This window comes from Kitasatospora sp. NPDC059973 (assembly GCF_042737525.1).
Classification (GTDB): domain Bacteria; phylum Actinomycetota; class Actinomycetes; order Streptomycetales; family Streptomycetaceae; genus Kitasatospora.
The window spans coordinates 4,057-15,276 of record NZ_JBHWUI010000186.1; the positions used below are offsets into that span (position 1 = coordinate 4,057).

General features: G+C 74.8%; 10 protein-coding genes. 6 read left to right on the forward strand and 4 right to left on the reverse strand.

Going from position 1 to position 11,220, the window contains the following annotated elements:
- Positions 1-382 precede the first annotated feature (382 nt).
- The 5 genes from ACFWA9_RS33485 to ACFWA9_RS33505 all read left to right on the forward strand — a co-directional run bounded on the left by ACFWA9_RS33485 (position 383) and on the right by ACFWA9_RS33505 (position 6,756).
- Positions 383-982 carry a methyltransferase domain-containing protein gene (locus tag ACFWA9_RS33485; protein ID WP_329486360.1) on the forward strand — a complete coding sequence of 200 codons (600 nt, stop codon included), beginning with the start codon at positions 383-385 and terminating at the stop codon, positions 980-982.
- 200 nt (positions 983-1,182) lie between these two features.
- A complete protein-coding gene (locus ACFWA9_RS33490) occupies positions 1,183-2,814 on the forward strand; it encodes a DHA2 family efflux MFS transporter permease subunit (RefSeq protein ID WP_352297864.1) in 1,632 nt (543 codons plus the stop codon).
- Between the two features lie 129 nt (positions 2,815-2,943).
- Positions 2,944-3,645: a hypothetical protein gene (locus ACFWA9_RS33495; protein ID WP_352297866.1), complete on the forward strand. Its 702-nt coding sequence runs from the start codon at positions 2,944-2,946 to the stop codon at positions 3,643-3,645.
- Positions 3,646-3,738: 93 nt separating this feature from the next.
- Positions 3,739-4,527 carry a DNA alkylation repair protein gene (locus ACFWA9_RS33500; RefSeq protein WP_352297868.1) on the forward strand — a complete coding sequence of 263 codons (789 nt, stop codon included), beginning with the start codon at positions 3,739-3,741 and terminating at the stop codon, positions 4,525-4,527.
- Positions 4,528-4,575: 48 nt separating this feature from the next.
- Positions 4,576-6,756: a molybdopterin-dependent oxidoreductase gene (locus ACFWA9_RS33505; protein ID WP_380392325.1), complete on the forward strand. Its 2,181-nt coding sequence runs from the start codon at positions 4,576-4,578 to the stop codon at positions 6,754-6,756.
- Between the two features lie 39 nt (positions 6,757-6,795).
- Here the strand turns inward: ACFWA9_RS33505 and ACFWA9_RS33510 are convergent, their stop codons facing one another.
- Entirely contained in the window at positions 6,796-7,743 is a 948-nt protein-coding gene (locus ACFWA9_RS33510; protein ID WP_380392327.1) for a helix-turn-helix domain-containing protein, read from the reverse strand.
- 100 nt (positions 7,744-7,843) lie between these two features.
- Between ACFWA9_RS33510 and ACFWA9_RS33515 the strand changes: the two genes are divergently transcribed.
- A complete protein-coding gene (locus tag ACFWA9_RS33515) occupies positions 7,844-8,875 on the forward strand; it encodes a saccharopine dehydrogenase family protein (RefSeq protein ID WP_380392329.1) in 1,032 nt (343 codons plus the stop codon).
- Between the two features lie 27 nt (positions 8,876-8,902).
- Here ACFWA9_RS33515 and ACFWA9_RS33520 read toward each other — a convergent pair whose 3' ends face one another.
- The 3 genes from ACFWA9_RS33520 to ACFWA9_RS33530 all read right to left on the reverse strand — a co-directional run.
- Entirely contained in the window at positions 8,903-9,310 is a 408-nt protein-coding gene (locus tag ACFWA9_RS33520; protein WP_352297880.1) for a nuclear transport factor 2 family protein, read from the reverse strand.
- 314 nt (positions 9,311-9,624) lie between these two features.
- Positions 9,625-10,089: a rhodanese-like domain-containing protein gene (locus tag ACFWA9_RS33525; protein ID WP_352297883.1), complete on the reverse strand. Its 465-nt coding sequence runs from the start codon at positions 10,087-10,089 to the stop codon at positions 9,625-9,627.
- A 104-nt stretch (positions 10,090-10,193) separates the two neighbouring features.
- The coding region (locus tag ACFWA9_RS33530) for an XRE family transcriptional regulator (RefSeq protein ID WP_380392332.1) at positions 10,194-11,220 on the reverse strand (1,027 nt) is incomplete at its 5' end.

Genomic DNA, 11,220 nt, shown 5'->3' on the forward strand with positions numbered 1-11,220 from the left:
CGGGCCCCGGGGCCGGGGGCGGGGGGCTGCCCCTGCTCCCCCCCCGCGGGTACCGCGTGGCCCGCGGGGTGCGGCCGGTCCTGCGCCACGGGGTGTTGCTGGGGGGGGGGGTTCGGCCCCCGCCCCACCCCCCCGTCCGCCACCGGCACGTCACACCGGCCGCCGACCTCCCGCTGCGGGCCAACTGGCCGCGCTACGAGGTCTACCGGGGCTCGCCCGTGCTCACGCCCGGGCACCCCGAGGTGATCGGCTGGTACGCCACCGCGGCCTCCTCGGCCGGCGCCGTGGGCGGCAGCCACCTCCCCCCGCGCACGCCCGCCACCGGCGTGCCCCGCCGGCCGTACGGTGCGGTCCGGCGCGCCTCCGGAAGGGGTCAACGACCATGACCACGACGACCACGATGAACTGGGACCGGGCCTACAAGGCCGGTGATCACCACCAGTACTGGGAGCTCAGCGCCCCCTCCCCCGACCTGGTCGGCTTCCTCGCCGCCACCCCGCCCGCGCCCGGCGCCCGGGCCCTGGACCTCGGCTGCGGCACCGGCTGGGACACCGTCGCGCTGGCCCGGGCCGGGTACCGCGCGACCGGCGTCGACATCAGCGGCGAGGCCGTCGGCATGGCCGTCGCGCGCGCCGCCGAACTGGGCCTGGAGATCGAGCTGTCGGTCGGCGACGTCCGCGGACTCGACCTGCCGGACGAGGAGTTCGACCTGCTGGTCGACCGCGGCTGCTTCCACCACCTCGGCCCGGACGACCGCGACCGCTACGCGGCCGAGGTGGCCCGGCTGCTGGCCCCCGGCGGCCTGCTCTACCTGCGCGGGAGCCGGCAGGAGATGTTCCCCTTCAAGCCGGTGGACGCCGCCTCGCTCGCCCGGCACTTCCCCTCGGACCGGTTCAGCACCGGCCCGTTGATGCCCTTCCAGCTCCACACCGACGTCCTCCAGCTGGACGCCAACGCGGTGGTCCTGCGCCGCGCCGACTGACTCCGGGGCGGCCCCCGCCGCCCGCCGGCGCGCCCGTGCGGCGCGACCGCCACCCTCGCGGCGCACCGCCGCGACCACCCCTCGCGATCCGTTTCGCGCCGGCCTGACCGAGACCGGCGGACATTCCGTGCTTCCCCGTTTCCGGAGCCCGATGCCCGCTTCGTCCGACGGCTTCCGGCGCTCCAAGAAATGAGCCACCTATGCCCACCCCGCAAAGCCGGGACAAAAGTCCCTGGCTCATCCTCGGCGTGCTCAGTATGGGCTTCTTCATGACGCTGCTCGATATGACGATCGTCAATATCGCGCTGCCCCATGTGATGACCGGAGTACACGCCTCGCTGGACGAGGGCCTGTGGGTGTTCAGCGCCTACATCCTCGGCTACGCCACCCTGCTCATCGTCGCCGGCCGGCTCGGCGACCTGTTCGGGCCCCGACGGGTCTACCTGTACGGCCTGGCGGTGTTCGTGGTCGCCTCCTGCGTGTGCGGGGTCGCCCCCAACGCGGGCGTGCTGATCGCGGCCCGGGCCGTCCAGGGCATCGGCGGGGCCATGCTCGCCCCGCAGATCCTGCCGATCGTCACCATGGTCTTCCCGCCCTCCAAGTGGGGCGCGGCGTTCGGGTTCACCGGCGCGCTCTCCGGGCTCGCGGTGCTCACCGGGCCGACCCTGGGCGGGGTCATCGTCAGCTACCTGGACTGGCGGTGGATCTTCTACCTCAACCTGCCGATCGGCATCGCCACCGCCTACCTGGTGCTGCGGCACGTCCACGACTACCGGCCGGGCAAACGCCAGCCGCTCGCCGTGCTGCCCACCGCCCTGCTCGTCCTCGGCCTCACCGCGCTGGCCTTCGGCCTGATCGAGGGCGAACGCCTGGAGTGGAACGCCACCGCCTGGGCGGCGATCGCGGCGGGGCTCCTGGTCCTGACGTACTTCGTCCTGGACCAGCGCAGGCACCAGCGGTCCGGCCCGCTGCTCCCCTTCGACCTGCTGCGACTGCGCAACTTCGCCTCCGCCAACATCATCGCGGCGATCATGGGCTTCTCGATGCTCGGCGCCTTCCTGCCGATCTCGCTCTACCTCCAGACCGTGCTCGGGATGTCCCCGCTGCGGGCCGGCTTCACCATCGCCGCGATGCCGCTCACCTCGGCGCTGGTCGCCGGGGTCGGCGGCAAGCTCTCCGACCGCGGCTCGGGCAAGGCCGTCATCCTGACCGGGCTGGCCTGCTTCACCGCCGGGCTGGGCTCGTTCATCCTGGTCACCGGGACGGACACCAGCACGCTCCAGCTGATCGGCCCGTTCGTGCTGGCCGGCCTCGGCATGGGCCTGGTGTTCTCGCCGCTGTTCAGCGTCGGCATGCGCCAGGTCCCGCCGCCGCAGGCCGGGGTGGCCTCCGGACTGGTCAACACCGCCCAAGAGATCGGCGGCCTGCTGGCCAGCGCGGCGATCGGCGCGATCCTGTCGCTGCGGCTCTCCAGCGGCCTGCGCGGCTGGGTGAACGAGCAGGCGCTCGCACTGCCGCCGGAGGCCCGGGAGGGCTTCAAACGGGCGTTCGCCCCGCTCACCGACGGCGCCCTGAAGATCGGCAGCGGCGGTCCGCCGCCCGCCCTGGCCGGGGCCGACCCGGCGCAGGCGGCCAAGGTCCAGGGCGCCTTCGCCGAGGCCTTCACCAGCGCCATGCACAGCGGACTGCTCCTGCCGGTGGGCCTGCTGGCCGTCGGCTGGGTGGCCGCCCTGCTCCTCATCCGGGACGTCCCGGCACCGGCCTTCGGAGCTCCACGACCGCCCGCCGCCAGGGCCACGGGCAGCGCCCCGGCGGCGGCCGAGAAGGCCTGAGGCCACCGGACCGGTGGCCCCGCGCCACCGACCGACGTCCCCCGTCCACCATCCACCCACCACCTACCGACCCGAACCGCATCCGACCGGTCCGCACCGGCGGAACGAACAGAACCGAGGAGTCATCCGATGTCCCAGTCCCCCGTGGTGCTGTCCACGCACATGATGGCGACGTACATGGTCAAGCCCGGCTGCGCCGAGCAGGCCCGTGACATCATCGCCCGGCACTGGCCCACCCTGAAGGCGCACGGCCTGGTCACCGACGAGCCCGCCACCGTCTACCACAGCGAGAGCGAGCACGGTCCGGTCTTCTTCGAGATCGTCACCTGGGTCGACGAGAACGCGGTCAGCCGCGCCTTCAACACCCCGGACGTCAACGCGATCTGGCAGGAGATGGCGGCGATCACCGAGGCCCGCGAGGGCCGGCCGCCGGTCGACTACCCGATCGTGCACCGGATGGGCTACTTCCAGGACGAGCCCGACCTCCCCGAGGAGGACGCCTACACCGGGCTCGCCCACTACCTCGTCCGCCCGGACAAGGTCGCCGAGTTCCACGAGCTGATGGCCCGTGACTGGCCGACCCTGCGCGACGAGAAGCTGACCACCGGCGACCGCGCCGTCGTCTACTTCGGCGAGGACGCCACCGGCCCGTTCTTCCTGGAGATCGTCCGCTGGTACGACCAGCAGGGCCCCAGCATCGCGTACCGCAACGACAAGGTCAGCGCGATCTGGCAGGACGTGTTCCGCTACACCGAGGGCCGCAGCGGCCGCCCCGCCTCCGAGTACCTGTGGGCCGGCGAGCTCCGCTACCCGTACCACGACGCCGACTGACGTAACGTCAATCCCTCAGAGAACCATCAGCGTTCGGACGGGCCGGGGCGCCGCCCCCGGCCCGTCCGGCCCCGTCCGACCGGAGCTTCCTCGGTGACCCGCAAGACCCCCCAGACCTTCGACACCCCGCCCGCCCCCGTCCTGGCCGACCGGCTCAGGTCCGAGCTGGAGGACAGCGCCGTGCCCGGCCGGGCCGACGGCGAGAAGGCCTACCTGAAGAGCCGGCTGGAGCACATCGGCGTACCGCTGCCCGCCATGCGCACCGTGGTGCGCAACTTCGTCCGCCGCCACCCCGGGCTCGACCGGGACACCCTGCTGGAGCTCACCGAGGAGCTCTGGGCCCCGCCCGTCCACGAATCGCGCTCCTGCGCCGCGCTGCTCCTGGAGAGCCGCTCCGACCTGCTGGTCCGCGAGGACACCGGCTACCTGGAACAGCTGCTGCGCGAGTGCGAGACCTGGGCGCACGTCGACCTGATCGCCCCCAAGGGCGCCGGCGCCCTGCTGCTGCGGCTGCCGGAGACCGCCGAGGACTTCCTGCGCTGGAGCCGGGACGACCACCAGTGGGTACGGCGCGGCGGCATCCTGTCCTACCTGCTGGCCCTGCGCGACCGGGGCGAGTTCCCGCACTACTTCGCCGCCTTCGGCGAACTCGCCGACCCGCTGCTGACCGACTCCCGGTTCTTCGTGCGCAAGGCGCTGGGCTGGGCCCTGCGCGAGGGCGCCAAGCACCACCCCGAGGAGATCGCCGACTGGCTGCGCGCCCGCCTGCCCCGGGTCTCCGGGCTCACCCTGCGCGAGGCGATCCGGCCGATCGACGACGACACCTGCCGGAGCCTCCTGCAGGAGCACGCCGAACTCGGCGGGCGCCGACCGCGCGGCTGACCGCCCGCGCCGCGCCCGGCCGCCACCGCAAACCGCCCGGAGGCCCCCATGACCACGCACAGTCCCGCCGACCGGCACCGCCAGCCGCTCCCGGTCGTCCAGGTGCTCGCCGAGGACGGCCGGCACCGGACGATCTGCCGGATGTGCCACGGCGGCTGCGGCGCCGTCGTGACCGTCGACCAGGGGCGGCTGACCGCCATCGAGGGCGACCCGGAGAACCCGAACAACCACGGGTTCCTCTGCGCCAAGGGCCGTGCCTCGCTGGAGCACCTCAACCACCCCGACCGGCTGACCACGCCGCTGCTGCGCACCGGGCCGCGCGGCAGCGGCGAGTTCCGCCCGATCGGCTGGGACGAGGCGCTGGAGCGGACGGCCGTCGCGCTCGACCGGGCCCGGATCGAGCACGGCCCGGAGGCGGTGGTGCTGGCCCAGGGCACCGACCGCAACTACCAGGAGTGGCTCTTCCGGTTCGCCAACAGCTTCGGCACGCCCAATGTGCTCGGCCCGGCGCACGTCTGCTTCTACCCGAGGGTGATGGCCGGCATCCTCACCGCGGGCGGCTTCACCTTCTGCGACTACGAGGGCCGGCCCGACCTGGTCCTGGTCTGGGGCTCCAACAAGGCGCTCACCCACGGCGACGGGGTGATCGGCACCCGGCTGCTCGCCTCCGTCCGGGACGGCTCCCGGATGATCGTGATCGACCCCCGGCGGACCTCGCTGGCCGCCCGCGCCGAGCAGTTCCTCCAGGTCCGCCCGGGCGGTGACGCGGCGCTGGCGCTGGCGATGATCCACACCGTGATCGAGGCGGACGCCTACGACCACGCCTTCGTCGAGAAGTACACCGTCGGCTTCGAGGACCTCGCCGCCCACGTCGCCGACTGGACGCCGGAGTCGGTCGCCGAGCGGACCGGCGTGCCGGCCGACCTGATCAGATCGGCCGCCCTCGCCTACGCGGCCGCGCCGAGCGCCGCGATCGAACTCGGCACCGGGCCCCAGCAGCACCGCGACTCCTTCCACACCTGCCGGGCGGTCCTGCTGCTCTCGGCGATCTGCGGCAACCTGGACCGGCCCGGCGGCGACGTCCTGTGGGACCCGCCCGGCATCGACGGCCGCCGGTCCTTCCCGCGCGCCGAGCTGCTGGCGCCCGAGCAGGCCGCCAAGCGCCTCGGCGGCGACCGGCACCGCATCCTGGCGATGTCCGGCTGGGCCCACCCCGGCTCCGTCTGGGACGCCGTGCTCGAACCCGGCGCCCCGCACCCGGTGACCACCATGCTGGTGCACGGCAGCAACCTGCTGCTCAACTACGCCGACTCGGACCGCGTCCGGCGGGCCCTGGAGCGGCTGGACTTCCTCGCCGTCGCCGACCTGCGGCTCACCCCGACCGCCGCCATGGCCGACGTCGTCCTCCCGGTCGGCGGCTGGCTGGAGCGGGACCAGATCGTCGAGCACGCCCACTACGTCGCGGCCCGCCGGGCCTTCGCCAAGGTCGGCGACACCCGCTCCGACGAGTGGATCCTCACCGAACTCGCCCACCGGCTGGGCCTGTCCGCCGACTTCTGGCCGGACGCCGCGGACTCCCTGGACACCCGGCTGCAGCCGATCGGCATGGACTGGCGGCAGCTGGCCGAACTCCACTACCGGGCGACCCCGCTGGAGTACCACAAGTACCGCAGCCGCGGCTTCGGCACCCGCAGCGGCAAGGTCGGGCTGCGCTGCGACGCCCTGCGCGCCTTCGGCTACCCGCCGCTGCCCACCCCCGGTCCGCCGGTCGGCGGGCCGGAGGACGGCCCCTACCTGCTCACCTCGGCGCACTCGGCGTTCTACTTCAACTCCGAGTTCCGCGACCTGCCCTCGCTGCGCTCCAAGGAGCCCGAGCCCCGGCTGGAGATGCACCCCGAGGCCGCCGCCCGCGAGGGCCTCGCCGACGGCGAGTGGGCGGAACTCGCCACCCGCACCGGCCGCATCCGGCTGCGCGTCCTGCTCACCGACCGGATCGCCCCCGAGGTGGTGATGGCCCCCGCCGCCTGGTGGTACCCGGAGCGCGGCGCCGACGGCGGCTGGCGGGAGGCCAACGTCAACCTGCTGACCACCAACGAGGACGAGAACGCCGAGATGGGCTCCTCCACCTTCCGCGGCCTGCGCTGCACCGTCACCCGCGCGGCGGACCAGTCCCTGGCCCCGGGCGGACCGACCGCCGCCGCGGCGGGTCCGCGGGCCCCGGGGCGGTGAGCCCGGCCGTCCCCCGGGCCGGTGGCGGGCGCCGACCGGTCAGCCGGCCCTCGTGCTGCGGAACGCCTCCCGGTAGCTGTTGGGCGGGACGCCGACGATCCGCTTGAACTGGCGCCGCAGCGTGGTGGCCGTCCCCATCCCGGTGGCGACGGCCACCGCCTCGACGCTCTCGTCGGTGGCCTCCAGCAACTCCTGGGCCCGGCGGACCCGCTGGTTCAGCAGCCACTGGAGCGGTGTCTGCCCGAGCACCGACCGGAACTGCCGGCCGAGGTTGCGCGGGCTGGTGTTCGCCCGCCGCGCCAGGTCGGTCACGGTCAGCGGCCGGTCCAGCCGCTGCTGCGCCCAGGCGAGCACCTGGGTCAGCGGGTGGTCGCCCGTCGCCTGCACCGGCGTGGCCACGAACTGGGCCTGACCGCCCGTGCGGTGCGGCGGCATGACCAGGCGACGGGCGACCGAGTTGGCGATCCCGGCGCCGTGGTCGAGGTGGATCAGGTGCAGGCAGAGGTCCACGGCCGCCGCCTTGCCCGCGGAGGTGAGCACGCTGCCGTTGTCCGTGTAGAGCACGTCCGGGTCGACCACGGCCAGCGGGTGGCGGGCGCTCAGCTCCGCGGTGTGGGCCCAGTGGGTGGTGGCCCGCCGGCCGTCCAGCAGGCCCGCCGCGCCGAGCACGAACGCGCCGGTGCAGAGCGAGGCCACCCGGGCGCCGGCCCGGTGCGCGGCGCGCACCGCCTCGACCAGCTCCGGGGGCGGCGGCTCGTCGACGTCGGCCCAGGCGGGCACGATCACCGTGTCGGCGTCCACCAGGCGGTCCAGCCCGTGGTCCGGCTCGACGACGAACGGGCCGACCCGTACCGGCCCGGGCCCGCAGAGCACCACGTCGTACCAGCCGTCCACGGCCTCGCGCGGAGGATTGCCGAAGATCTCGTAGGCCACCCCCAGTTCGAAGTGCAGCAGGTTTCCGGCGGTCGGCAGCGCGACAGTGGGCATGTCCGAAAGTGTACGGGTGTTGTCGTTCCGGACCATCACACCCGGGCCCCGCCGGCGACCAGACTGAGGGTCGACAGGACGACGAGAACGGGGAACAGCGATGGGTACGACGGCTGCGGTGGTGGTCTACGGCGCGACGGGGCACACCGGTCGCTTCATGGTGGCCGAGTTGCGACGGCGTGGCTTCGCCCCCGTCCTCTCCGGCCGCAACGCGGCCCAGTTGGAGGCGCTGGCGGCCGAGTGGCCCGGTACCGAGGTCCGGCAGGCCACCGTGGACGACCCGGCCTCGCTGGACCGCGCCCTCGCCGGGGCGGCGGCGGTCGTCAACTGCGCCGGACCGTTCGCGGTGACCGGCGGCCCGGTCGTCGAGGCCGCGATCCGCGCGGGGATCCCCTACGTCGACGTCGCGGCGGAGATCGAGGCGAACGCCGCGACCTTCGCCGACCACGCGGACGCCGCCCGGGAGGCCGGCACCCCGGTCGTCCCGGCGATGGCCTTCTACGGCGGCCTGGGCGACCTGCTGGTCACCGCCGCGATGGGCGAGTGGACCTCGGCGGACCTCGTGCACGTCGCGTACGGGCTGGACAGCTGGCACCCCACGCCGGGCACCCGGGAGGCCGGCCGGGTGTCCCACGAGCGCCGCGCGGGCCGCCGGGTGAGGTTCGCGGACGGCGCGCTGCGGTACCACGACGACGCGCCGTCCGAGCAGCAGTGGACCTTCCCCGCGCCGCTGGGTGCCCGCGCGGTGCTCGGGGAGTTCACCATGGCCGACGTCGTCACGGTACCCAGCCACCTGGCCGTGCCGGAGGTCCGCACCTACATGACCGTCGAGGCCGCGGGCGACCTCGCCGGCCCGGACACCCCGGCCCCGGAGGCGGTCGACGACCTGGGCCGGTCGGACCAGAGCTTCGTCGTCGACGTCCTGATCGAGTCCGGCGGGGTCGGGCGCCGGGCCACCGCCCGCGGCCGGGACATCTACGCGATCACCGCCCCGCTGGCGGTGGAGGCCGTCGAGCGCCTGCTGACCGGCCGGAGCCGCACCACCGGGGTCGCCTCGGCCGGCGCGATGTTCGACGCGGCGGACTTCCTGCGGGCGCTGGGCCCGCACCTCTCGGTCGAACTCCCGCACTGACGCCGCTCGCCCGCCACCCGCTACCCGCTACGCCTCACCGGCGCGCAGCGGGTAGCGGGGGACGGAGCGGCGGTGGGCGATCCGCCAGCCGTCCCCGGTGCGGACGTAGACGTCGAACCAGTCCCCGTTGTGGACCGTCCCGTCGAACTGGATCGCCAGGTAGCGGCTGTGGCCCCGGACGGTGCCGTCCGGCTCGACGGTGAGCACGCTGTCCAGGGTGTGCTGGTCGGGGGACCGGCTGCCGAGGTCGCGGCTGAACACCCCGATCTTCTCCAGTCCGCTGAACACCGCTCCGGTGCGGGCGAGTTCGAGCACTCCGTCGGCGGTGAAGACCTCACCCAGCGCCCTGGTGTCGGCATTGTCGAAGGCGTGCGGGAAGCGGGCGAGCAGCTGGCGGATCTGCTCGGCGTCGGTCGGGGACAGGTCGGCGGCCATGCGGTCTCCTCGGCAGGGAAGTCGGGGCGGGGGTCCGGCGCCCGGACCTCGACCGCACCGGTGACCTGACGTCGCGTCAGCGGAGTGCACCCCGGTGACGGGACTGCCGGCCGGGGCCCGCGGCCGACGTTCTCCGCCGCCCGATTCTAGGAACGCCGGGACGATCTCTCAACGGCCGGACCGGGGATTCGGCGGCCTCGGGGCATTCCGAAAACCGCACGCCACAGGAGCGAAACACGGCCGCCACATTGACCCGTGGAACGCCACTGCGACCCGCCTGCCGGCCGACCCGCCCGGCGCCGGGCGCACCGGCCTCAGCAGGCGCAGGAGATCCCGGAGCGCGGGGCGGTCAGGTCGTCCACCGGCCGCTGCTCGCTGCCGTGGTCGGTGTCGTAGGCGAAGCCCTCGCGGACCCAGTACTCGAAGCCGCCGAGCATCTCCTTGACCGGGTGGCCGAGCCGGGCGAACGCGAGGGCCGCCCGGGTGGCGCCGTTGCAGCCCGGACCCCAGCAGTAGGTGACGACCGTGGCCGAGGGGTCGATCAGCAGCGGCGCGAGTTCGGCGATCCGGGCGGTGGGGATGTGCACCGCGCCGGGGATCCGGCCCTGTGCCCAGGCCGCCTCGCTACGGGAGTCGACCACCACCACACCGGGCACGCCGGCGGTCAGGTCGGCGTGCACGTCCGAGACGTCGGCCTCGAAGGAGAGCCGGCCGAGGAAGTGGGCGGCGGCGACGGCCGGGTCGGCGGCGGGGACGGTGAGAACGGCGCTGGCGGTCATCGGGGTGCTCCTCGCACTCGTACCGGGGCCCGCCCTGTTCGGCGGTGGTCCGATCCTCGCCCGGCGGGGCCGGCGCCCACGAGCGGCGTGATCGCCCACCTTCGTCAAGATACCGCCAGCCCGTGGGCGCCCAGCCGGATGCGCAGCCCGCGCAGTTCGTGGCGGGCGAGGGCGGGCAGCGCGGTCGCCTCGTCCAGGACCGGGGCGAGCAGTTCCACGGCGGTCCGCAGGTCATGGGCACACAGGTGGCAGTCGGCCATCCGGATGGTGAACAGCAGCCGGGTGGCGGGCAGTTGGTCCGGGGCCAGCAGCCGCAGCGCGGTGTCGGCGGCGTCCACGGCGCGCAGCGCCAGCCGGCGGTCCCCGACGGCGGCGGAGGCGTCGCGCAGCGCGGCGGCGGCGGCCGACTCGACCCGCAGCCGCATCGAGGCGATGGAGAGCCAGGGCGCGTCGGTCTCGTCGTGCTCGCCGATGTGGTCGAGGTGCAGCCGGGCGCGGCCGATGTGCCGGACGGTCGCGCGGACGTCCCCCGCCAGGGCGTGCGCCCGGGCCTGGCCGATCTGGGACATCGCGCCGGCCCAGTGCCGGCCGGGCGCGGCCCGGGCGATCTCGCGGGCGTAGCCGAGCGCGGCGGCCGGGTCGCCGTCGAGCCGGGCGAGGGTGCTCATGTCGCTCAGCGCGGCGACCTGGGTGGCCGGGTCGTCGGCCAGTTCGGACCAGGTGAGCGCGCGGTCGAAGCAGGCCATCGCGGTGGCGTTGCGGCCGTGCTGCATCCGCAGCCCGCCGGCCGCGTGCGCGTACTCGGCGGCGAGCCGGGCGAGCGCCTGGCGGGCCCGGGCGTCGGTGGTGCCGCCGAGCCGGCGCAGGATCGCCCGCAGGGTCTCCTCGACGGCGGCGGTGCCGGGCCCGGCGGGTGCCTCGCCGGCCCGCAGGTGGGCGGCGAGCAGGCCGGTGAGGGCGTGCGCGGTGTCGGCGTCCAGCGGCGGCGCGGTGTCCGGGTCGGCGGCGCAGAACGCGGCGTGCAGGGCGGCGAGTTCGGCGGCCTCGGGGACGGCGCAGCCGGCCGCGCCGTGCAGCGGGCAGAGCAGCCCGTAGTCGGGGAGCCGGCGGGGCGGGCCGCCGGCCGCGAGC

What these genes read in the sequence shown, in the direction of transcription:
- ACFWA9_RS33525 (WP_352297883.1), bottom strand. Translation starts at nt 10,089, where the DNA reads ATGACCGCCAGCGCCGTTCTCACCGTCCCCGCCGCCGACCCGGCCGTC.
- ACFWA9_RS33510 (WP_380392327.1), bottom strand. Translation starts at nt 7,743, where the DNA reads ATGCCCACTGTCGCGCTGCCGACCGCCGGAAACCTGCTGCACTTCGAA.
- ACFWA9_RS33515 (WP_380392329.1), top strand. Translation starts at nt 7,844, where the DNA reads ATGGGTACGACGGCTGCGGTGGTGGTCTACGGCGCGACGGGGCACACC.
- ACFWA9_RS33490 (WP_352297864.1), top strand. Translation starts at nt 1,183, where the DNA reads ATGCCCACCCCGCAAAGCCGGGACAAAAGTCCCTGGCTCATCCTCGGC.
- ACFWA9_RS33505 (WP_380392325.1), top strand. Translation starts at nt 4,576, where the DNA reads ATGACCACGCACAGTCCCGCCGACCGGCACCGCCAGCCGCTCCCGGTC.
- ACFWA9_RS33495 (WP_352297866.1), top strand. Translation starts at nt 2,944, where the DNA reads ATGTCCCAGTCCCCCGTGGTGCTGTCCACGCACATGATGGCGACGTAC.
- ACFWA9_RS33520 (WP_352297880.1), bottom strand. Translation starts at nt 9,310, where the DNA reads ATGGCCGCCGACCTGTCCCCGACCGACGCCGAGCAGATCCGCCAGCTG.
- ACFWA9_RS33485 (WP_329486360.1), top strand. Translation starts at nt 383, where the DNA reads ATGACCACGACGACCACGATGAACTGGGACCGGGCCTACAAGGCCGGT.